Source organism: Halarchaeum acidiphilum MH1-52-1 (genome assembly GCF_000474235.1).
Taxonomy (GTDB): Archaea; Halobacteriota; Halobacteria; order Halobacteriales; family Halobacteriaceae; genus Halarchaeum; species Halarchaeum acidiphilum.
Genome location: NZ_BATA01000050.1, coordinates 1 through 19,572 on the forward strand (window position 1 = coordinate 1; position 19,572 = coordinate 19,572).

Sequence of the window (19,572 nt, forward strand, 5' to 3'; positions counted from 1 at the left end):
TTACACGTATACATGGTATCTCGAGACCGATAACTGGTGTTAGCTACGGTTCGATTCCGTAGATCGGCGTTGAGGCGGCCAGAGCGGTGAGGATACACCCGTACCCATCCCGAACACGGAAGTTAAGCTCACCTGCGTATGAGGTAGTACTGGAGTGCGCGAGCCTCTGGGAACACTGATTCGCCGCCTCGCCATTCATAGTCGGGACCGGATTCGGTCCCACACGCGCTTTCAGACTCGAGGAGCGGCGGCTCTCGCGTTCGAGTCTGTCGGTTCCTCAATAGCGGTATCTCTATGTAACGTGTGGCCGTCTGTGATCCCTGTCACGCCTGCTTGGCGTGCTTCATGATTGCTTTCATTTGTTTCTCCGCGGCGTCTCGCGGTCTTTCAAGTGGCTGTTCTGGACTCGATGTTGCATTCCCGAGACGGATTCCGGGATATCCTTGCCACGTATCCGAATCGCGGGCTCCGCCTCGATGAGGGATCGTGGAATCCGCGGGGATCCCGTGAGACGAGACGCGTCTCCTCAGAAGATCGTGTCGAGGCGGTTAGTGCAGCGTTCGATGAGTGAATCGCCTTCGTTCGCTCGGCGATGTGATGTCCCCGCGTCCGCACTCGCAGTCGCGTGAGACGGGGGTTCGTATTCCGGTCCTGCGTTAGCCGTTGTAGTAGGCTGTTTCGACGCCGCTGGAGCCGACTTCTGCGGCTGCCGCGCAGACGGCGTGCTCGAAGTCCGCGTCGTACACTTCGCGCGCGGCTGCTTCCGCGTCGGTCGCCGCCAGCGGATATGTCTCGGGGGTATCCGTTTCATACGTTGCCACGATAGTCGGCTCTGTCACGCGCTTCACGATGAGGGCGTCGGCGCGGACGGTACCGATGTAGGCGTCGTCTCCGGTGACGATACCGGCGATACGAGGTGTGTCGTAGTCGTCTTTCTCGTAGTCGAGTGCGAATAGTGCGGTCGCGAGTGCGTCGCGCGGCGGATAGCCGAGGTCGAGTTTCTCCGCGATGGGATCGACGTGTGCCCCGTTGCCGACGACGGCGAGGTCGTCTCCAGCGACGCGCACGCAGTTGTAGGCGATGTAGGGGTTATCCGTCTCGGGGGCTTCGGGCGTCGGGCCGACGGTGAGCGCGTTCTCCCGCGCGGTGACCTGCCGGTTCGGGAACGAGCGCGAGGAGACGCGGTACGCCCCGAGACCGGGACCGACGACGACGAATCGTCCGACGTACATACGCGCGAACGTGCGCACATATCGAACAAATAGGTGTCGATGTGTGCACGTACGCGGCTCGTCACCCCTCTATCGGCGCTGAGAGTTCGAGGACGTAGCCGTCAGGGTCTCTGACGAGACAGAGGCGCCGTCCCCAATCGACGTCGCGTGGACCGGTGAGCATTTCGCCGCCGTGTGCCGCGACGGCGTCCTCGGCTCTGTCGGCGACGCTATCGATGTCGTCGACGCCGAGAACGATCACCGCACCATCGCCTCGTTCGGCGCCCGGTGGTTCGAGCCCGAATGCGGCGAGCGTCTCCTCGTCGAAATCTTCCTCTATTTTCAGCCGCGCCGCTCCCGTGTCGAACTCGACCGATCGGGATCCCTCCTCGGTGATATCGAACCCGAGCGCCGCGTAGAACGCGCGGGACCGTTCGAGGTCGCTCGTCATCACGAAGACCTGCCGAATCTCCATGCGCACGGTTCGCGTGACCGCGGCAAAGCCCTTGTGACTGTCGAACTTCCCGCTGGATGTCAGAATGTAAATATCGAATTTCAGTCTCGGCAGGTCCTTACGCGAACGAAAGGCGCTTTGTGTATCATCCAGTAGAGTAGTATATGCCTACTCGTCTCGTCGTCGGTGTGACCGGCGCGACCGGCCAGTTATATGGTATTCGACTCCTCGAACTCCTCGCCGCACAGGATATCGAGACACACCTCGTCCTCTCGGACTCCGCTCAGATCACGATCCGGCAGGAGACGGACTACGACACCGCTGATATCACTGGTCTCGCGGACGTCGTTCACAGCAACGAGAACATCGGCGCGTCTCCGGCCAGCGGATCCTTCGAGACGGCGGGGATGGTCGTCGCACCCTGTTCGATGAAGACGCTCTCGAACGTCGCACACGGCGACGCGGGGAATCTCATCGTTCGCGCTGCCGACGTCGCGCTGAAAGAGCGTCGCCCGCTCGTCCTCCTCCCCCGCGAGACGCCGCTCAACCGCATTCACCTCGAGAACATGCTTTCGGTGACGGACGCCGGTGGGATCGTCATGCCGCCGCTCCCCTCGTTCTACAACGAACCGGAGAGCATCGACGAGATGGTCACGGACACGGCCTCCCGGGCGCTCTCTTACTTCGACGGGATCGACGTTTCCGCGGAGGAGTGGGCGGGGCTTGGGCCGTCGTCGGCTTGAGTCAGTCCTCGGGGTATTCGACGGGCGGGACGGCGTCGGCGTTCGCGAGTTCCTCGTCGCTGGCGTCGAAGTGCGGGGTGAGTTCCTCGCGATCCTCGGTGTCACGCCAGACGAACTCGCAGCGATCGCAGCGATAGAGCGTCCAGACGTCCTCAACGGGCGAGGTGGCGACGACTTCGGTATCGGTGACGCCGCAGCGGGGACAGTCCTCGGCCATCAGTTCTCACCCTCCTGTCCGCCGATCATCTCACGAAGCGTCTCGACGTACTCGTCGACTTCCGGGCGGGGGTCGAGGACGATCCCCTGAAAGTCGTCGGCGGGCGGTGACGGAAGCGTCGTGTCGATAATCATTTTGTCCATGTCGTAGCGGTCGTCGCGGCCGAACGAGAGGGCCGCCGGGTCGAGCGCGAGCGCCGGTGCGTTCTCGATGTGCGTGAGACCACGACCGGGGTGGAGGCGGGTGGAGAGCGACCAGACGATTTCCTGCCAGTTGAACGGATCGATGTCCTCATCGACGACGATCACGAGCTTCGTGTACGTCGATCCGTGGGGGGTGGACATCAGGTCCATCGCCGCGGTCTTCCCCTCGCCCTCGCTTCCCGGGCGCATCGAGACGACGGCCATCAGCCCGTGCGGCGACGTCGCGTTGACGGATTTAACACCGGGGAAGTCATCCTTGATCTGGCTGTACAGCGTCGCGCTCGTGTTGATCCCCGCGAGGTACTCCACCTCGCCGAAGGGCGCGGGCTTCGCGGGGATGAGGTTCTCGAAGATTGGATCGTCGCGGTAGGTGATGGCGCTGACGTCCATCTCGGGGAGGCGCTTGATCTCCGAGTACGTCCCGGTGAACTCTCCCATCGGTCCCTCGTACTCCCGGTGATAGGGATCGATGGTGCCCTCGATGACGTACTCGGCGTTCGCGTGGACGGGGAGGTCGACGGTCTCCCCATCGGTCACCGGCACGGACTCCTGCATGATCCCCCCGGCCATGGCGTAATCGTCGGTTCCCGGTTCGTTCGGCGAGCTCGCGACGATGGGTGTCACGGGATCGAGACCCATCAACACCGCCACTTCCAGCGGTTCGCCCGCCTCCATCGCGTGCGAGAAGTGCCGCCCGGAGTTGTGGAAGGGGAAGAGCTGAACCTTCAGCGTCTCGTCGTCTTTGAGTTGGATGCGGTAGATGCCGAGGTTCTCCCACCCCTCGATCGGGTCCTTGGAGACGACGACGCCCTTCGTGATGTAGGGGCCGCCGTCTTCGAGGTTGTTCCGGTAGAGCGGGATCGCGTCCGTGAGGCTGACGTCGTCGCCCGTGACGACGTTCTGCTTCGCCGGCGCGTCGCTGGGTTCGACGTACTCGGGTTCGACTCGCTCGTCGCGCCGATCGACGAACGGCCCGAAGATGAGTTCCTCCGTCGAAGTCTCGGGATCGAGACCGAAGGCGAGGTTGATGTTCCTCCACGATCCGTGGACGTTCGTGATGATCCGTCGCTCCCCGGTGGGATACCCCCGCAAATCCTCGGTGAGGATGGCGGGTCCGCCGCCCTGTTCGACGAGGTTCGACGCGCGACTGAGCGCGCCGACGTCGGGTTCGAGGGCCACTTCGTCTTCGATGCGTACCAATCGGTCGTGTTCGTCGAGCGTTTTCATGAACGCTCGGAGGCTTTTGTCCGTCACGTGTCAGTCTCGATTTGGAGTAGATGTCGGCCAGTAGTAAACCCCCGGATTGCGGGTACGTAATCATCGTTCGAGTGATTACATTCTGACCTCACGGCATCTTTTCACGGCCTTCGAGGCTCACAACACTCGAATAGGTATCGACGCGTTCGATCCGAAACGTCCGATCAGCGAGTCGTGAGCGCCATCGTCCCGAGTCACATCATTGAGATATAAATTGAATATACGGGGATACATCAGAAGTCAGACTATCTATCCGGTGGTTCGTCGCGATGGGCACACGCTCGCTATCGCATCGCTGCGGCCGCTCTCGTGACTCCGTCGTCCCACTCCGCAAGACTCATGGTTGCCCTCGGCCTACGAATTGGTGCGACGAACGACGCGCAGTTCCATGGGGTAGCGGCCAATCCTGAAGCCTTCTGGGGGCTTCGACCCAGGTTCGAATCCTGGTGGAACTATCTTCCTCATCGATCTCACGCCGCGTAGCGACGCCGCTCTCACCTCCGCTCCCGGCCGTTCGGCTTTTCACGCCGTGCCTCGCTGCTCTTCTTGCTCGCGTTCGCTGTCGTTTCGGCGATCGGTGACGATGCGCTTCGTGCGGGTCTCCTCGCGCCGACGCGGCCGCGCGCTCGACGAACCCCCCGACCGCGGAGTCGAGGACGATCCCGGTGGGCGGCGAGTGCGTGGAACCCCGCTTGGCGAACGGGGCGATTGAGCCGCGGGTGCGTCTGACGCACGTACGCCGAACGCGGGCGCCGTTTCGGGTGGAACCCACCAGACGGCGATCCGACGGCTCTCGTACGCCCCGCCCCCCGTGGTCCCTACACGCCGACACGCGCCTCCCCGCTTTCGCGCGTGTCGCGACGACTCCGTCCGACTACCGGCTCACCCCTCTCGTTCCTCTTCGTCCATCGCGTCGAGTTCGCGCTCCGGATTGTACTCGTCCTCGTCGCCGTGTTCGACGCCGGCCTTCCCGGTGAGTTCACCGAGGACGGCTTCACGGGCGTCCTGCGGCGTGTCGTACTCGTCCGGTGCGAGGCGGTCGAAGACGTCGCCGAGCGTCTCCGTCTCGTTTGGGAGCTCGTTCACCCGATCGCTGTACGCCGCCTTCATCTCGCTCGGGTTCGTCGGGTACTCCAGTCCCTCGACGGTCTCGTCGATGATGTTCTCGACGTGCTCCGCCCGCTCGTGCTTGCGCTCGGACGCGTGCTCGTTCGGGTCTGCCATGCGTAGCGCTACCGACGCCGGCCGGAAGAACGTAGCGGCCTCCTTCGCCTCCGCGTCATTTCTCCACGTCGAGGAGCGCCACCCGCTCGCAGACGAGCGCTTCGAGACTCGCGTCCGTCGCCGCGAGCTCGGCGTCGCCGATCTCGAAGAAGTCGCGGATCCGCTCCTCGTCGCGCGCGTCGAACCCGCCGCCGGGCCCCACGCGCTCGGCGACGGCGTTCGCGGCCGCCGCTTCCGCTGCCTCCGGGTCCGCAACGGCGTGATCGGCGGCGACGAGCACCACGACCGGCGTTTCGCCGGTCTCGACGCCCATCGTCAGCGCACGGCGGATCTGTCGGCGCCCCGCCGCGTAGAGTAGCACCTCGACCGCCCGTTCGCGCGCGACGTTCTCCCCGCGTTCGAACGCCCGCTCGGCGTGGTCGAGCGCGCTCGCGAGGTGGTCGTGGCCCGCGACGTAACGCGCGTCGAACGCCTGCACGACGCAGTCGTTCGCGTCGCCGATGTCGCCGAGCGCCCCGACGAAGGCGTCCGTGTCATCGATCGTCGCGACGCCCTCGACGATTCTCACTCGAAATCACCGAGGCTCGCCTGCCCCCGTTCGCCCGCCTCCGACTCGCCCGCCTCCGTCGCCCCCTCGGGTGCGGCGTCCGGGTCCGCGCGCACGTCGTCCATCTCCGGGTTCGGATGGCCGGCCGCCGCGAGGACGGACTCGGCGGTCTTGCGCCGGCCGCGCAGCGCGCCGAGGACGATCGCTTTGTCGGCGTTCCGCAGTTCGCTCCGGTCCTCGACGCCCGCCCGATAGAGCCGGCGGGCGCGCTTGCGTCCGACGCCGCGGACGCCCGCGAGATCGAGCAGTTCCTCGCGGACGCCGTAGTCGACGCGTTTGCGGGCGTCCCGAACGGCCCGAACGCAGTCGAGGTCGAGTTCGCCCGCGAGGCGCTCGGCCGCGCCGAGCAGCCACTCCGCGGTCTCGGTCTTCCCGCGAATGTCGCCCGGCCCGACGCCGTAGCGTTCGGCGATGCGCTCCTCGTCGAGTTCCTCCGTCCAGTCCTCCATGAGCGTCGCCGTCTTCAGCGCGGCGAGCCAGTCCTCGAACGCGCCGTCCTCGAACTCTGACGGCGTCGATCCCGGGATCTCGGCCTCGCGCTCGTAGAGGACGTCCGTGTACGTCTCCCGATCGCCCGAGCGGAGGTAGAGTTCGTACATGTCCGGCGTCCGCGAGACGAGGTGGTAGAAGCCGAGCGGCGTGGTCTCCTCGTCGGCCTCGCGGAGTCCGTGGATCATCTCCGCCGCGCTCATCGGATCGACGTAGAGCCGCGAGACGAGGTGGCCGGTCTCCGTCGCGCGGAGATCCTCACCGCGGTCGACGAACCCGTTCGCGTCGAGGTACGCGAGCACGTCGTCCGTCACGGACGCGAGCCGCCCGGCTTCATCCGTTTGCTCGGCGTACAGCGTTCCATCGAGGAAGTCGAGGAGTTCGTCGCGCGTGGTCGCGAACCCGGTCGCGACCGTCGCGAGGACGTGCGTCCGGAGCGCGGGCTCGGCGGCGAGCTTCGAGCGGACGGGCTCGGGGTCGGCGTAGATATACCTCTCGAAAAGCCCCTCCAGCCCGTCGTGGTCGTCCGTCACCAACACCGCCTCGCCGTACGGGTCGAGACCGGGCCGGCCCGCGCGGCCGAACATCTGGTGGACTTCGAGGACGTCGAGGGGCTGCATCCCGCCGGCGTCGCCGTCGTAGCGCTGCCAGTCGCGCACGACGACGCGGCGCGCGGGCGTGTTCACGCCGGCGGCGAGCGTCGGCGTCGCACAGACGGTCCTGACCAAGCGGTCGCGGAAGGCCTCCTCGACGAGTTCGCGGTGCTCTCTCGCCAGTCCCGCGTGATGGAAGGCCGCGCCCCGCTCGACCGCGTTCGCGAGCGTCTCCGAGGTCTCCGTGTCGCTGACGGCGCGAATCTCATCGGCGATCTCGGCGAGGTCGGCGCGCTCCGCCGTCGAGAGTTCCGCCGCGACGACGCTCGCGAGGCGCTTGGCCGCGCCCTCCGCGTTCCGCCGGGAGTTCACGAAGACGAGCGTCGAGCCGTCGTCCCGGAGGGTGTCGCGGACGATGGCGGCCGTCTGGCTCTCGCCGCGTTCGACCGGGAGTTCGCGCGTCGTCCCGTCGTCGAGATGGAGCGCCTGCCCGTAGTGTACGCCGGTGCGTAGCTCGATGGGGCGCCAGTCGGAGTCGACGAGTTCGGCGTCGAGCCACGCGGCGAGCTCGTCCGCGTTGCCGACGGTCGCGGAGAGCGCCACCGTCTGGAGGTCTGACACGCGCGCGCGGAGCTTCGCGAGCGTCACCTCCAACGTGGGCCCGCGGTGGGCGTCGTCGACGAGGTGGACTTCGTCCGCGACGACGCATCCCAACTCGTCGACCCACCCCGCGCCGTTGCGCACGAGCGAGTCCACCTTCTCCGAGGTGGCGACGATGACGTCGTTGTTCGCCAGCCGCTCGCCGTCGCTCTCGTAGTTGCCCGTCGAGACGCCGACGGAGAGACCGAATCGCTCGAAGCGCTCGAACTCGCTCGCCTTCTCGCCCGCGAGCGCTCGCAGCGGGACGATGTAGAGGGCCTTCCCGCCGCGCTCGACCGCCGCCAGCATCGCTAACTCGGCGATGAGCGTCTTGCCGCTCGCCGTCGGGACGCTCGCCACGAGGCTCTCGCCCTCGGTGACGCCGCGCTCGACGGCCTCGGCCTGCGGGGGGTAAAGCTCCTCGATCCCTTCCTCTTCGAGGTGCTCCGGGACGCCCGCGGGGAGCCCCGTCAGGTCCGTGACTCTCATTGGGCGGGCTAGGCGCGCGTTCGGGTTTAAACTGTCGCGTGGGATCCCCTCGCCTCGGCGGCCCGACGCCTTCCGACTCGTCGTACGAACCTCCCGGACGCGCTCCATCACATCGACGGGCGAGCGGGGCGATAGCGTACGGCACCGCCACCGCTAAACGCGCGCCGGTCCCATCTCCGGGTATGCGAGTCGAGTTCGACCGGGACGCCTGTATCGGGATGTACCAGTGCGTCACGGAGTGGGAGGCGGGATTCGAGGCGGATCGGGACGCCGGGAAGGCGATTCTCACGGACGGCGAGGAGACGGCGGACGGCGTCTTCGTTCGCGACGTTCCCGCGGACGCCGAACTGGACGCGAAGTTCGCGGCGCGCGCCTGCCCCGTCGACGCCATCCGCGTCTACGACGACGACGGCGAGCAGGTGGTCTGAGGCGCCCGCCGCTCGTCCCGTGACGGCGCAACGCTTTTCTCCGTGCGTCGTATTCACGCGAACGTCACGATACCATGTGCCACACGTGGGAGGAAGTCCTCGACTGGGAGGCGAACGAGCGTGACGGCGATCCGAGCGCGCCCGAGACCGCGGAGACGGCGGACACTGACCCGCCTTCGCCGGCCTCCGACGGCGCCGCCTAGACGAGTTCCGCGTACTGTTCGGAGAGTTTCTCCGCGGCTTCGCCGAGCTGGTCGCGCTCGTACTCGGTGAGATCCCACTCGACGATCTCCTCGACGCCGTTCGAGCCGAGCCTGACGGGGACGCCGAGCGCGGTGTCCGTGTAGCCGAACTCGCCCTCGAGCGGGATGCTCGCGGGCAGCACCTCGCCCGTGTCGCGCACGATCGCCTCGACCATGTGCGCGACGCCGGTCGCGGGTCCCCACTCCGTCGCGCCCTTGCGCTCGATGACGTCCATCGCGGACTCCTGTAGCTCCTCGAGGATGGCGGTCTTCCGCTCGTCGGAGAACGCGGGATCGCGACCGTCCACGCGGACCTTCGAGAACACGGGCACTTGGGCGTCGCCGTGCTCGCCGAGGATCGTCGCCTCAACGTTCCGCACGGGCGTCTCGAAGCGCTCGCTGAGGACGTAGCGGAAGCGAGCGGAGTCGAGGCGGCCGCCGAAGCCGATCACCTGCTCGCGCGGGCGCTCGCCCGTCTCGTAGAGGTGGCGATTGAGCAGATCGACCGGATTCGAGGTCGTGACGGTGACGAAGTCGTCGGAGTGCTCGGCGAGCGAGTCGCCGATGTCCGCCATGATCGGGGCGTTGTCGCTCGCGAGGTCGAGACGCGACTGCCCGGGTTCGCGCGGGATGCCCGCGGTGATGACGACGACGTCCGATCCCGCAGTGTCGGCGTAGTCCCCCTGAGACACCTCGGTGTTCGAGTCGTAGGCGATCCCGTGGTTCGCGTCCGCGGCCTGCCCGACCGTGACGTCCTCCTGATCGGGGATGTCGACGAACACGAGTTCGTCCACGACGTCCCGAAGCGCGAGGCTGTAGCCCGCCGCCGCGCCGACCGTCCCCGCCGCACCGACGATGCTCACTTTGGTCATGACACCTGAACCCGGCGCGTCCGAACCCGTTAAGCGTACCGCCACCGATCCCGGTGCGACGCATCGCCGACGTGCACCGGCGTCACCACGCTTTTCGGCGCGCGCGCCCTCGGTACGGGTATGAGCGACCGCGACGACCCCGAGGGGTTCGACCGCGAGGCACAGAAGCGCGAACTCCGCGAGAAGTACGCGGCCGAGCGCGAGGACCGCGAGCGCACCGGCCGGATGAGCGACCTCCTCCTACAGGGCGCGACGATGACGAACAAGCACTGCGATCGGTGCGGCAATCCGCTCTTTCGCCACGAGGGCAGGGAGTTCTGCCCGACCTGTCAGGCGGAGGGCGAACCCGCTGCCGACGCTGACGTCGACGCTGACGTCGACGCTGACGTCGACGCGGCGTCCGTGTCCGCGTCCGCGAGCGATGCGAGCGATGCCGTCGAGGCGGCCGCCGACGTTCGCGGGGACGCCGAGGGCGAGCGCGCCGTCGGAGCCGAGAGTGACGATGGGACGACCACCGACGCCGACGCGTCAGCCGCGGCGCGCCCGTCCACGGGCGCGCCGACGACCTCCGTCACGGGCGTCGGCGACGTGGACGCGGATTCCCCCGAGGCGCACGCGCACGGCGGCCACGAGTCCGAGCCGGAGCCGACGCGTCCCCCGATCGACGCGCCGACGGCGGCGCGTGCCGGAGCGGCGACGCACGAGCGGGCGCCGCCGAACGGCGGAGACGACGTCCCGACGACCGGCGACGCCGGGGGCGACACCGCCGACGCTCGCGCGGCGCTCTCGCGGAGCGTCGCGTCGCTCGCCGAGCGCGCCGCCGCGGCCGACGACCCCCGATCCGCCCGCGAACTCGCCGCGGCCGCCCGCGAGGCCGCCGAGGCGCTCGACGCTCTCCGCTGAACCTTTAACTCGCCGGGCGGCGAGACGTGAGTCGTGAAGATACTCGTCCCCATCGACGGCTCCGACTGTAGCTTCCGCGCGTTGGAGTTCGCCACCGGGATGGCGACCCGTTACGACGCGGCGCTCCACGTCGTCCACATCACGGACGCGCGCGACGAGGCGACCGACGCGATCCTCGAACGCGCGCGAGACGTCCTCGACGCCAACGATGTCGAGGACGAACCCGACGTCCGCACGGACATCAGCCTCGACTTCCGGCCGTCGGATCGTATCGGCGAGGACGTCGTCGAACTCGTCGCGGAGGAGGGATACGATCACGTCGTGATGGGCCACCACGGCGCCGGGGCAGTCGAGCGTGCCATCCTCGGGAGCGCGACCGAGACAGTGATGGACGCCGAGCGCGTCCCCGTCTCGGTCGTTCCTTAGTCCTAGTCGGGTCCGGTCCTATTTCTGTGGCCGATACTCGCTCGCGACGACTTCGCGCACGCGCTCGGCCGTCACGTCGCCGACGCCGTCCGCTTCCTTGAGGGTCTCCTCGTCGGCGGTCATCACGGTCTCGACGCTCCCGAAGTGGTCGAGGAGGGCGCGCGCGGTCACCGGCCCGACGTCCGCGATGCTCGATACTACGTACTCCTGCTGTTCCGCGAGCGTCTTCGCGCCCTTCTCGCCGTGCACCGACACCTCTCGATCGCGGGTGAGCTGTTCGCGCCCCGCGAGCACGTCGAGCATGTCCGTGGTGTCGTCCTCGTCCTCGGTCCGCAGGACGCTGATGCCGTAGTCGACGGCGAGCGACGCGAGCGCGCCCCGGATGGCGTTCGGGTGGACGTTGCGCTCGCCGTAGAGGTCGCCCCCTTCGAGGAGGAGCACCGGCCGGTCGTAGTGGCGGGTGAGGTCGCGCGCCTGCTCGAAGAGGTCGCGCTCCCCGCCCAGCAGGGTGTCGAGGAAGTCCGTGACGCTCTTGCGTTCGAGCGCGACGCGATCCGAGACGACGTAGTCGCCGACCGCGAGCGTCTCCAGTCGCGTCTCGACGTGCTCGCGCTTCGAGAGGTCGCGCGCGATCGTCGACTCCAGTTCGCGCTGATCGACCACTACCTCTACGTGGTCCTCCTCTTCGGGCGGGTCGGCGCGCGCGACGGTGCCCTCCCCATCTCCGGCGACGCTCTCGTCGCGCCCGCCGGCGTCGTCACCCGTTCCGTCGCCGCCACTCGCGCCCGTCGCCTCCGCGTCGTCCGATCCGTCGTCGAAGTCCGCGAGACCGACCTGTCCGTCCGCGGAACTCGGGACGCCGTCGTCGCCCGTCGCGCCGATCGCGTCACCCTCCCCGCCCGCAGCGCCGACCGCCCCGCTCCCCGCGCCGTTCGCGGCACTCGCTGGTGCCTCGCCGTCCGCGTACTCCCCGAGCGTTCCCTGCCCGTCGTCGAGTTCGGTCTCGAAGTCGTCCGCGAGCGACTGGAGGGTCCGCAGTTCCTCCTCCATCTCCTCCTCGCGGCGGCGCGAGATCCAGAAGAACGCCTCGTCTCGGGTATCGTCGGCCATCAGGACGACGACGCGGCCCTCGGCCTGTCGACCGGTTCGGCCCTTGCGCTGGACGGAGCGGATCGCCGTCGGGACGGGTTCGAAGAAGCAGACGAGATCGACCTCGGGGACGTCGAGACCCTCCTCGGCGACGCTCGTCGAGACGAGCACCTCGAACGCCCCGGCCTTGAACGCGTCCAGCACCTCTCCCTGCTCTTTCTGCGTCATGCCATCGCTGCCCTCCTTGTCGCCCTGCCCGACGAAGCGCCGCGCGTCGAAGTGATCGCTGAGGAACTCGGTGAGCGCCTCGGCGGTGTCGCGCGACTCCGTGAAGACGATGACCCGCTCGCCCCCCTCGATGCCCAGCGTCTCGGCGAGCAGCATGCGGACGCGCCGGAACTTCGGGTGGAGACCGTCGAACTCATCGGCGCGCCGCATCGCCTCCTTCACCCGCGGCTCGCTCACGAGCCGCTGTGAGGCCTTCGACGCCCCCGAGGAGCGCGCGGCGTTCTTCTGTCGTTCGAAGTACCGTCGCACCGACTCGACGCTCTGCGTCTCGACGAGTTCGACGGCGCGCCGGAGCTTCATCACCTCCGCGTGGAGGCTCATCCCCTCGTATCCCTCCGACTGGTCGTTGTCGATGAGTTCCCGTAGCTTCCCGCGCATCCGATTGAGGTCCTTCTGCGACATATCGGGCTGCGTCGAGCGCGTGACGCCGAGTTCCTTCAGCGTCTCCAAGCGCTCGGTGATGACGTCGTTCAGCGAGTCGCGGATCTCCAGCACTTCCTCGGGGAGGTCGATGCGAACCCACTCGACCTCGGTGTCGTGGGTGTAGTCGGCGACGTCGGCGTCCTCCTCCGTCATCACGGCGACGTCGCGGACGCCGAGGTTCGCGCAGACGCCGAGGATCTCCTCCTCGTCGCCGCCCGGCGACGCGCTCATCCCGGTCACGAGCGGGTCGGCGGCGTCCGCGTGGTACCGCTCGGCGATGTAGACGTACGCGTAGTCGCCGCTCGCGCGGTGGCACTCGTCGAAGGTGACGTGGACGACGTCCCGGAGGTCGATCCGGCCGCCCACGAGGTCGTTCTCCACCACTTGCGGCGTCGCGACGACGACGCGCGCCGAGCTCCAGAGGTCGGCACGATCGTCCGGTCGGACGTCGCCCGTGAAGACGACGATCTCGTCGTCCGGGATTTCGAGCGCCTCGCGGTAGAAGGTGGCGTGCTGTTCGACGAGCGGTTTCGTCGGCGCGAGCAGGAGGCTCTTCGCGCCCACGTCGCCGCGGAGGCGCTCGGCCGTGACGCGGAGGCTCACGGCCGTCTTCCCGAGACCCGTCGGGAGACAGACGAGCGTGTGGTCGGCGACGGCCGTCTCGACGAGTTCGGTCTGGTAGCGGCGGTCCTCGAGGAATCCCTCGGCGAGCAGCGGATGCTCGACGTACGACTCCGCCGCGTCCGCGTCGGTGGCCGCCATTGTCGTCGGTAGTTGGTCGCTCGCCCGGTTAAGGTTTCCGCGCCGCCGTCAGTGCCCGCCCGTGCTCGCGGACGTCTCCGGCTCGATGTACACCTTTCGGACGTTCTCGTTTCGCTCGATGATGGCGTCCTCCATCGCGGTGATGTGTTCGTCGACCGCCGCGGTGTCGAGGTCGTGGGCGAACGCGACGTCCGCCGCGACGAGCACGCGGTTCGGCCCGAAGTAGACGGTCCGGAAGTCTCGAACGCCGACCACGCCGTCCCACCCGGCGACGGTCGCGCGCAGCTCGTCCTCCTGCTCTTCGGGCATCGACTCGCCGATGAGGAGCCGGCGGTTCTCCCACGCGAGCGCGAGCGCGAACCCCATCAGGAGCACGCCGATGACGAGCGCGGCGAGACCGTCCCACAGCGGGTTCCCCGTGGCGTCGCTGAGGGAGACGCCGACGAACGCGATCACGATCCCGCTGACCGAGACGGTGTCCTCCGTGAACGCCGTCAGCGTCGTGACGTTGCTCGTCTTCCGGAACGTCTCCGCGAAGCCGCTCCAGTCGTTCTCGATCATGTCGGAGCGCATCCCGCCGTACGCGGTCGTGAGAGCGTACCCCTCGAAGCAGAACGCGCCGACCAGCACCGCGTAGTTGACGTAGACGGCGGGGAACGACGCGCCGAGCAGGTGGACCGCTCCTTCGAGCGCCTCCGCGTGCCCGCCCGTGATCGCGTGATAGCCGTGCGAGAAGGACTCCCAGCCGGCGATGCCGAAGAGCAGGACGCTCACGAGGAAGGAGTAGAAGAACTGCGCTTTCCCGTAACCGAACGGGTGGGTGCGGTCGGCCTCCCTGCTCGACGAGCGCAGGCCGATGAGGAGGAAGACCTGATTGCCCGTATCGGAGATGGAGTGATACGTCTCTGAGAGCATCGCCGGACTCCCGGTGAGGATGTAGCCGACGAATTTCAGGGCCGCGATGGCCGCGTTCGCCGCCCCCGCGGCGACCACGACGCGCTTCGAACTCGCCATCACGGGAGACGACGACCGCTGTCCCCTAAAGGCTCGGGGCGTCGGGTCTTTCTTCGTCCGTCCCCTCTCCCGCTCCATGTTCGCCGTCCTCAGCGACACGCACAGCCGGAGCGGCCACGAACTCGTCGGCGACGCGCGCGAGACCGTCGAGCGCGCCGACGCGACGATCCACGCCGGCGACTTCACGACGGAAGCCGCCCTCGACGCCTTCCACGACGTCTCGGAGCGCCTCCACGCCGTCCACGGCAACAGCGACACCGACGCGGTGCGCGAGCGTCTCCCCGAGGCTCGGACGATCGAGCTCGCGGGCGTCCGCGTCGCGCTCACGCACCGCCAGCGCGGCGGCCCGACCGGTCTCGCGATGTTCGGGCGCGAGCGCGGCGCCGACCTCGTGATCTCCGGACACACGCATCGGCCGTCCGTCACCGAGACCGACTACTGCGTGCTGTTGAATCCGGGGAGCCACGCCGAACCGCGGGGGAATCCCGCCTCCCACGCGGAACTCACTCCCGACGGGAACGGACTCGCGGGCGAGATACGCGACCGCGAGGGCGCCGTCCTCGAATCGTTCCGGGTGGAGGGCCGAAACTAGCGGGCGGGCGCGGCGCCGCCGCGGTCGCCGCACCCGTCTCCCCCTGCGCGCTCTCGTTTCAAGTCCGTACCCCAGACTCAAACGCGCTTTTCACACACCGCGACCGACGACCTCGGCGAAACCGCTTTGGCGTCCGCGGCGCACACGTCTCGTATGCTCGGTCTCCCGTCCGATCCGATGTTCTACGTCCTCCTCGCGCTCGTCATCGGGTTCTTCTTCTTCTGTTACCTCCTCCTCCGCCGGACGCTGTTGAGCTTCCGCGAGGGGCGACGCGATCGCTAGACGACCGTCTCGATCCGCTCCAGCGCCGTCTCGATCGCCGCCGTGTCGACGTCGAGGTGGGTGCAAAAACGGACCGTCTCGGGGCCGAACGCGCTCCCGAGGACGCCCGCGTCCGCGCAGCGCTCGACGAACGTCTCGGCGTCGATTGCCGACTCGGACGTGTCAACGAGCACGACGTTCGTCTCCGCGCCGGCGCGCGCAGTCCGTCGAGACCGTCGATCCCGGCCGCGAGGCGGTTGGCGTTCGCGTGGTCGTCCGCGAGGCGCGCGACGTTCTCCGTCAACGCGAGTCGTGCGGGCGCGGCGATCAACCCCGCTTGTCGCATCCCGCCGCCGAGGAGCTTGCGGACGCCGCGCGCCGTCGCGACGAACGCCTCGCTGCCCGCGAGCACGGTGCCGACCGGCGCGCCGAGTCCCTTCGAGAGGCAGAGGCTCACCGAGTCGACGTGCGCGGCGAACGCCGACAGCGGGACGTCCGCGGCGACGGCCGCGTTCGCGAGGCGTGCGCCGTCGAGGTGGACCGGGACGTCCCGGTCGTGCGCCGCCTCCGCGGCCGCCGCGATCGCGTCGGGCGTCGCGACGAGGCCACCCTTCGCGTTGTGCGTGTTCTCCAGACAGAGCAGCCCTGTCCCGGGTCGGTGGAGGTCGTCCGCGATGACCGCGTCAGCGACCTGTGCGGCGCTCGGGACGGCCCGATCGCCAGCGTCCACCGGCCGGATCTGGACGCCGCTGTGCTGGGCGAACCCCGCGTTCTCGTAGCGCACGACGTGGCTCTCGGTCTCCACGATCGCTTCCTGCCCGCGCTCGGTGTGGACGCGCGCCGCCGTCTGGTTCGCCATCGTCCCCGACGGGAGGTAGAGCGCCGCCTCGGTGCCCAACACCTCGGCCGCCGTCGCTTCGAGGTCGTTCACGCTCGGATCCTCGCCGTAGACGTCGTCGCCGACCGGCGCGTTCGCCGCCGCCTCGCGCATCCGATCGCTCGGCATCGTCACTGTGTCGCTGCGGAGGTCGACCGGCTCGCGAACCGCCGTCGTCTCGTCCATGCGCGTCCTTTCGCGTCGAGGGCCAAAATCCCGCCCCCTCCGCAAGCGGTTTGCCACCCCTCACCGTGTCTCTGCACATGGACCCGCGCGTCCGCAGTCACGCCGAGATCGTCGTCGAGCACTCCACCGACATCGAAGCGGGGGATCGCGTCGTCGTCACCGCCCCGCCCGCCGCGGAGGACTTCGCGGTCGCCGTCTACGAACTCCTCGCCGAGCGCGGCGCGCATCCCGTGATGCTCTACAACGGCCGATTCGGGAGTTCGCGCGCCGAACGCGCCTACCTCCGCAATGTCGACGCCGAGGACCTCGACGAACCCGATCACCTCACCGCGCTCTACGAGAACGTCGACGCCGCGATCCGCGTGCGCGGCGACGAGAACGTCACCGAGATGCGCGACGTCGACGGCGACGCGCAGGCCGCCTACCAGCGCGCCTACGCCCCCGCGCGCAGCGAACTCCTCGACACGCGCTGGTGTCTCACGCAGTACCCGACGCCCGCGAACGCCCAGCTCGCCGACATGAGCACCGAGGCGTACGAGGACTTCGTGTGGAACGCCGTCGACAAGGACTGGGAGGCCCAGCGCGAGCACCAACAGCAGATGGTCGAGATCCTCGATCCCGCCGACGAGGTGCGCATCGTTTCCGGCGAGGAGACGGACCTCACGATGAGCGTTGCGGGCATGCAGACGCTCAACGACCACGGCGAGCACAACCTCCCGGGCGGCGAGGTGTTCACCGCGCCCGTCCCCGACAGCGTCGCGGGCGAGGTGCGCTTCGACCTCCCGCTCTATCATCAGAGCCACGAGATCGAGAACGCGTATCTCGAATTCGAGGAGGGACGCGTCGTCGACTACGATGCCGACCGGAACGCGGACGTCCTCGGCGACGTGCTCGACACCGACCCGGGCGCGCGCTACCTCGGCGAACTCGGCATCGGGATGAACCGCGACATCGATCGGTTCACCTACAACATGCTGTTCGACGAGAAGATGGGTGATACCGTCCACCTCGCGGTCGGGATGGCGTACGACGAGTGCGTCCCCGCAGAGCGCGAACCGAACGAGTCCGCCGTCCACGTCGACATGATCGTCGACATGAGCGAGGACTCGCGCATCGAGGTCGACGGCGAGGTCGTGCAGGAGGACGGGACGTTCGTGTTTGAGGAGTAGGTGGCACCGAGCGTCAGCGAGGGGCCACCGAACAGCCGAACGGGGAGGGACGACCCGCGAGGATAGGGCGGCACCGAGCGTCAGCGAGGGACCACCGAACAGCCGAACGGGGAGGGACGACCCGCGAGGATAGGGCGGCACCGAGCGTCAGCGAGGAGTCGCGGAATACCGACCCCTTCGGTCGCGAGGCCCGTCGCGACGCGCATCGTGTCAATCTATCATATTTTCTCCCGTAGAGCCGACGCCATCGGTCGATCACATCGTGAACGCTCACGGGGAGATACGCTTAAGTACCGTCATCGGCACCCACCGGTATGGTAGTGATAACCACATGAGTTCGGACGACGCGGGGCGGTGGCTCCCCATCCGGCTCGCCGGTCGGTGGCGCGTCCACCTCCGCACGCACCTCATCGTCTTCATCATCGTCGTCGTCACCGAGGCCATCGGCAAGCGGACGATCCCGCTCGGCCCGGGACAGATCGTGCTGCTCCCGATGCTGTTCGCCGTCGTCATCGGAATCGGGATCAGTTACAGCGTCCTCGGCCAGTACGTCGCGCCGCTACGTCGGTTCGTCTCGGAGGATGTGAGCGTCCTGAGTGCGCCGCTCCTCACCGTCGCGTTGCTGCCGCTCGGTGTGAAGTACGGGACGCTCGTCGGGCCGTCGTTCGCCGATCTCATCAGCGCCGGGCCCGCGTTCGTCCTGCAGGAGTTCGGGAACCTCGGGACGATCTTCATCGCGCTCCCGTTCGCGCTCCTGCTCGGCTTGAAGCGCGAGGCCATCGGGAGCGCGGTCAGCATCGCGCGCGAGCCGACGCTCGGCATCATCACGGACAAGTACGGCATCGAGTCCCCGGAGGGTCGCGGCGTCCTCGGCACCTACCTCGTGGGGACCGTTCTCGGGACGATCTTCTTCGGCGTTCTGGGCGGGTTCGCGCCCGCGACGGGGCTGAACCCGCTCGCCCTCTCGATGGCGTGCGGGATCGGGAGCGCGAGCATGATGACGGCCTGTTCGGCCTCGCTCGCCACCGCGGTCGACAGCGTCCCGAAAGAACAGCTCCTCTCCTTCGCCGCGACGAGTAACCTCCTCACCGGGATCACCGGTCTCTACATGGTTCTCGTCATCGGTCTCCCCCTCGTGAACTGGCTCTACGATCGCCTCGAACCCGTCATCGGAGGTGAGCGCTGATGGCGACACGCACACACCCGCTCGAAACGCGGGAGTTCACCGCGTGCGCGCTCCTGATGCTCGTCGTCGTCGGCGTCATCACGCTCGTCGGGAACCGCATCGGCTACGACGGCGGCATCGTCGCCGCCGCGCCCGGAATGGCGCTGATCATCGTTATCGGACTCGCCAGCCTCCTGCTCGCGCGATTCGCCCCGATCGAACTCCCGGCGTTCGCCTACGCCATGATCATCGCCTTCTGCCTCTCGCTCCCGTACTCGCCGGTGCAGGAGACGGTCGTCGGGCTGACGAAACCGATCAACTTCCTCGCGACGACGACGCCGATCCTCGCGTACGCCGGTCTCTCCGTCGCGTTGCAGGTCCAGCGGATGCGGGAGGTCTCGTGGAAGCTCATCCTCGTCGCCTGCCTCGTCTTCTTGGGCACCTTCTTCGGCTCCGCGATCGTCGCCCAGATCGTCCTCTCGGCGCAGGGGATCATCTGATTCCGACGGTATCACCCGCGGACCTACATCGTTATCACCGGTCCGGCGTGTCGTACGCTTGTGACTTCCGAACTCGACGCACGGAGACGGCCGCGCTGAAGGACGCCGCCTGTGCCGCCATCGACGAGCGGGCGGACGACCTCGTGGCGTTCGCGAGCGACGTGCAGGCCGAACCGGAACTGGGCTACAAGGAGACGGCGACGACGCGCAAGGTCGCCGAGGCCTCGAAGATCTCGGTCTCGACGTCGA

General features: G+C 68.0%; 20 protein-coding genes, 1 tRNA gene, 1 rRNA gene and 2 pseudogenes. 13 read left to right on the forward strand and 11 right to left on the reverse strand.

Translation table 11 applies throughout. The features are described 5' to 3' along the window. Positions 1 to 70 precede the first annotated feature (70 nt). A 5S ribosomal RNA gene (rrf, locus tag AOZ13_RS09455) occupies positions 71 to 192 on the forward strand. A 464-nt stretch (positions 193 to 656) separates the two neighbouring features. On the opposite strand, the gene AOZ13_RS09460 is transcribed toward rrf, so the two are convergent. Next, the gene (locus AOZ13_RS09460; protein WP_020222097.1) at positions 657 to 1,232 is read right to left on the reverse strand and encodes an IMP cyclohydrolase; all 576 of its coding nucleotides are present in this window, start codon (positions 1,230 to 1,232) and stop codon (positions 657 to 659) included. 61 nt (positions 1,233 to 1,293) lie between these two features. Next, positions 1,294 to 1,686 carry a VOC family protein gene (locus tag AOZ13_RS09465; RefSeq protein WP_020222096.1) on the reverse strand — a complete coding sequence of 131 codons (393 nt, stop codon included), beginning with the start codon at positions 1,684 to 1,686 and terminating at the stop codon, positions 1,294 to 1,296. Between the two features lie 143 nt (positions 1,687 to 1,829). Here AOZ13_RS09465 and AOZ13_RS09470 point away from each other — a divergent pair, with 143 nt between their 5' ends. After that, a complete protein-coding gene (locus tag AOZ13_RS09470) occupies positions 1,830 to 2,408 on the forward strand; it encodes a UbiX family flavin prenyltransferase (protein WP_020222095.1) in 579 nt (192 codons plus the stop codon). A gap of 1 nt (position 2,409) precedes the next feature. Here the strand turns inward: AOZ13_RS09470 and AOZ13_RS09475 are convergent, their stop codons facing one another. Further along, on the reverse strand, positions 2,410 to 2,625 hold the full coding sequence (locus AOZ13_RS09475; protein WP_020222094.1) for a non-oxidative hydroxyarylic acid decarboxylases subunit D: 216 nt from the start codon (positions 2,623 to 2,625) through the stop codon (positions 2,410 to 2,412). Further along, positions 2,625 to 4,055, reverse strand: a complete 1,431-nt coding sequence (locus tag AOZ13_RS09480; protein WP_044957912.1) for a UbiD family decarboxylase — start codon at positions 4,053 to 4,055, stop codon at positions 2,625 to 2,627. The genes AOZ13_RS09475 and AOZ13_RS09480 overlap by 1 nt, the downstream gene beginning before the upstream one ends. Before the next feature lie 412 nt (positions 4,056 to 4,467). Between AOZ13_RS09480 and AOZ13_RS09485 the strand changes: the two genes are divergently transcribed. After that, a tRNA-Gln gene (locus tag AOZ13_RS09485) sits at positions 4,468 to 4,540 on the forward strand. Between the two features lie 427 nt (positions 4,541 to 4,967). On the opposite strand, the gene AOZ13_RS09490 is transcribed toward AOZ13_RS09485, so the two are convergent. Genes AOZ13_RS09490 through AOZ13_RS09500 form a run of 3 tightly spaced genes read right to left on the reverse strand, consistent with a single transcriptional unit; the run spans position 4,968 to position 8,126 of the window. After that, positions 4,968 to 5,309, reverse strand: a complete 342-nt coding sequence (locus tag AOZ13_RS09490) for a DUF5789 family protein (RefSeq protein ID WP_020222092.1) — start codon at positions 5,307 to 5,309, stop codon at positions 4,968 to 4,970. Positions 5,310 to 5,364: 55 nt separating this feature from the next. Then, a complete protein-coding gene (cgi121, locus tag AOZ13_RS09495; protein WP_021780433.1) occupies positions 5,365 to 5,877 on the reverse strand; it encodes a KEOPS complex subunit Cgi121 in 513 nt (170 codons plus the stop codon). Next, the gene (locus tag AOZ13_RS09500; RefSeq protein WP_021780434.1) at positions 5,874 to 8,126 is read right to left on the reverse strand and encodes an ATP-dependent DNA helicase; all 2,253 of its coding nucleotides are present in this window, start codon (positions 8,124 to 8,126) and stop codon (positions 5,874 to 5,876) included. Before AOZ13_RS09500 ends, cgi121 begins: the two co-directional genes overlap by 4 nt. 182 nt (positions 8,127 to 8,308) lie before the next feature. Between AOZ13_RS09500 and AOZ13_RS09505 the strand changes: the two genes are divergently transcribed. Together AOZ13_RS09505 and AOZ13_RS15305 are read left to right on the forward strand one after the other, a co-directional pair. Then, a complete protein-coding gene (locus tag AOZ13_RS09505) occupies positions 8,309 to 8,554 on the forward strand; it encodes a ferredoxin (protein WP_020222208.1) in 246 nt (81 codons plus the stop codon). 74 nt (positions 8,555 to 8,628) lie between these two features. Beyond that, positions 8,629 to 8,757, forward strand: a complete 129-nt coding sequence (locus AOZ13_RS15305; protein WP_020222207.1) for a hypothetical protein — start codon at positions 8,629 to 8,631, stop codon at positions 8,755 to 8,757. Here AOZ13_RS15305 and mdh read toward each other — a convergent pair. After that, positions 8,754 to 9,668 (reverse strand): malate dehydrogenase, encoded by a 915-nt coding sequence (gene mdh, locus AOZ13_RS09510; protein ID WP_020222206.1) that lies wholly within the window; start codon positions 9,666 to 9,668, stop codon positions 8,754 to 8,756. The genes AOZ13_RS15305 and mdh overlap by 4 nt on opposite strands. A gap of 120 nt (positions 9,669 to 9,788) precedes the next feature. Between mdh and AOZ13_RS15745 the strand changes: the two genes are divergently transcribed. Both AOZ13_RS15745 and AOZ13_RS09520 read left to right on the forward strand, forming a co-directional pair. After that, on the forward strand, positions 9,789 to 10,571 hold the full coding sequence (locus AOZ13_RS15745; protein WP_021780436.1) for an Sjogren's syndrome/scleroderma autoantigen 1 family protein: 783 nt from the start codon (positions 9,789 to 9,791) through the stop codon (positions 10,569 to 10,571). A 33-nt stretch (positions 10,572 to 10,604) separates the two neighbouring features. Next, positions 10,605 to 10,997, forward strand: coding sequence for a universal stress protein (locus AOZ13_RS09520; protein WP_020222854.1), 393 nt, complete (start codon positions 10,605 to 10,607; stop codon positions 10,995 to 10,997). Positions 10,998 to 11,015: 18 nt separating this feature from the next. Here the strand turns inward: AOZ13_RS09520 and AOZ13_RS09525 are convergent, their stop codons facing one another. After that, on the reverse strand, positions 11,016 to 13,559 hold the full coding sequence (locus AOZ13_RS09525) for a DEAD/DEAH box helicase (protein ID WP_021780437.1): 2,544 nt from the start codon (positions 13,557 to 13,559) through the stop codon (positions 11,016 to 11,018). Between the two features lie 48 nt (positions 13,560 to 13,607). After that, on the reverse strand, positions 13,608 to 14,573 hold the full coding sequence (locus AOZ13_RS09530) for a cation diffusion facilitator family transporter (RefSeq protein ID WP_020222490.1): 966 nt from the start codon (positions 14,571 to 14,573) through the stop codon (positions 13,608 to 13,610). A gap of 76 nt (positions 14,574 to 14,649) precedes the next feature. Here AOZ13_RS09530 and AOZ13_RS09535 point away from each other — a divergent pair, with 76 nt between their 5' ends. After that, positions 14,650 to 15,165 (forward strand): metallophosphoesterase, encoded by a 516-nt coding sequence (locus tag AOZ13_RS09535; RefSeq protein ID WP_049934048.1) that lies wholly within the window; start codon positions 14,650 to 14,652, stop codon positions 15,163 to 15,165. A gap of 177 nt (positions 15,166 to 15,342) precedes the next feature. Then, on the forward strand, positions 15,343 to 15,447 hold the full coding sequence (locus tag AOZ13_RS15310) for a DUF7859 family protein (protein WP_449404300.1): 105 nt from the start codon (positions 15,343 to 15,345) through the stop codon (positions 15,445 to 15,447). On the opposite strand, the pseudogene AOZ13_RS09540 reads toward AOZ13_RS15310, so the two are convergent. Continuing rightward, a pseudogene (locus AOZ13_RS09540) lies at positions 15,444 to 16,489 on the reverse strand (threonine aldolase family protein). The gene AOZ13_RS15310 and the pseudogene AOZ13_RS09540 overlap by 4 nt on opposite strands. Positions 16,490 to 16,566: 77 nt before the next feature. On the opposite strand from AOZ13_RS09540, the gene AOZ13_RS09545 reads away from it, so the two are divergent. From AOZ13_RS09545 to AOZ13_RS09560, 4 genes and pseudogenes are all read left to right on the forward strand, one after another. Continuing rightward, the gene (locus AOZ13_RS09545; RefSeq protein ID WP_020222778.1) at positions 16,567 to 17,658 is read left to right on the forward strand and encodes an aminopeptidase; all 1,092 of its coding nucleotides are present in this window, start codon (positions 16,567 to 16,569) and stop codon (positions 17,656 to 17,658) included. 331 nt (positions 17,659 to 17,989) lie between these two features. Then, positions 17,990 to 18,844, forward strand: a complete 855-nt coding sequence (locus AOZ13_RS09550; protein WP_049934047.1) for a DUF3100 domain-containing protein — start codon at positions 17,990 to 17,992, stop codon at positions 18,842 to 18,844. Further along, positions 18,844 to 19,323: a hypothetical protein gene (locus tag AOZ13_RS09555; protein ID WP_020222486.1), complete on the forward strand. Its 480-nt coding sequence runs from the start codon at positions 18,844 to 18,846 to the stop codon at positions 19,321 to 19,323. Before AOZ13_RS09550 ends, AOZ13_RS09555 begins: the two co-directional genes overlap by 1 nt. A 47-nt stretch (positions 19,324 to 19,370) precedes the next feature. Beyond that, positions 19,371 to 19,572 (forward strand): annotated as a pseudogene (locus AOZ13_RS09560) (hypothetical protein); the annotation flags it as partial.

What these genes read in the sequence shown, in the direction of transcription:
- AOZ13_RS09460 (WP_020222097.1), bottom strand. Translation starts at nt 1,232, where the DNA reads ATGTACGTCGGACGATTCGTCGTCGTCGGTCCCGGTCTCGGGGCGTAC.
- AOZ13_RS09465 (WP_020222096.1), bottom strand. Translation starts at nt 1,686, where the DNA reads ATGGAGATTCGGCAGGTCTTCGTGATGACGAGCGACCTCGAACGGTCC.
- AOZ13_RS09470 (WP_020222095.1), top strand. Translation starts at nt 1,830, where the DNA reads ATGCCTACTCGTCTCGTCGTCGGTGTGACCGGCGCGACCGGCCAGTTA.
- AOZ13_RS09475 (WP_020222094.1), bottom strand. Translation starts at nt 2,625, where the DNA reads ATGGCCGAGGACTGTCCCCGCTGCGGCGTCACCGATACCGAAGTCGTC.
- AOZ13_RS09480 (WP_044957912.1), bottom strand. Translation starts at nt 4,055, where the DNA reads ATGAAAACGCTCGACGAACACGACCGATTGGTACGCATCGAAGACGAA.
- AOZ13_RS09490 (WP_020222092.1), bottom strand. Translation starts at nt 5,309, where the DNA reads ATGGCAGACCCGAACGAGCACGCGTCCGAGCGCAAGCACGAGCGGGCG.
- AOZ13_RS09500 (WP_021780434.1), bottom strand. Translation starts at nt 8,126, where the DNA reads ATGAGAGTCACGGACCTGACGGGGCTCCCCGCGGGCGTCCCGGAGCAC.
- AOZ13_RS09505 (WP_020222208.1), top strand. Translation starts at nt 8,309, where the DNA reads ATGCGAGTCGAGTTCGACCGGGACGCCTGTATCGGGATGTACCAGTGC.
- AOZ13_RS15305 (WP_020222207.1), top strand. Translation starts at nt 8,629, where the DNA reads ATGTGCCACACGTGGGAGGAAGTCCTCGACTGGGAGGCGAACGAGCGT.
- mdh (WP_020222206.1), bottom strand. Translation starts at nt 9,668, where the DNA reads ATGACCAAAGTGAGCATCGTCGGTGCGGCGGGGACGGTCGGCGCGGCG.
- AOZ13_RS15745 (WP_021780436.1), top strand. Translation starts at nt 9,789, where the DNA reads ATGAGCGACCGCGACGACCCCGAGGGGTTCGACCGCGAGGCACAGAAG.
- AOZ13_RS09525 (WP_021780437.1), bottom strand. Translation starts at nt 13,559, where the DNA reads ATGGCGGCCACCGACGCGGACGCGGCGGAGTCGTACGTCGAGCATCCG.
- AOZ13_RS09530 (WP_020222490.1), bottom strand. Translation starts at nt 14,573, where the DNA reads ATGGCGAGTTCGAAGCGCGTCGTGGTCGCCGCGGGGGCGGCGAACGCG.
- AOZ13_RS09535 (WP_049934048.1), top strand. Translation starts at nt 14,650, where the DNA reads ATGTTCGCCGTCCTCAGCGACACGCACAGCCGGAGCGGCCACGAACTC.
- AOZ13_RS15310 (WP_449404300.1), top strand. Translation starts at nt 15,343, where the DNA reads ATGTTCTACGTCCTCCTCGCGCTCGTCATCGGGTTCTTCTTCTTCTGT.
- AOZ13_RS09545 (WP_020222778.1), top strand. Translation starts at nt 16,567, where the DNA reads ATGGACCCGCGCGTCCGCAGTCACGCCGAGATCGTCGTCGAGCACTCC.
- AOZ13_RS09550 (WP_049934047.1), top strand. Translation starts at nt 17,990, where the DNA reads ATGAGTTCGGACGACGCGGGGCGGTGGCTCCCCATCCGGCTCGCCGGT.
- AOZ13_RS09555 (WP_020222486.1), top strand. Translation starts at nt 18,844, where the DNA reads ATGGCGACACGCACACACCCGCTCGAAACGCGGGAGTTCACCGCGTGC.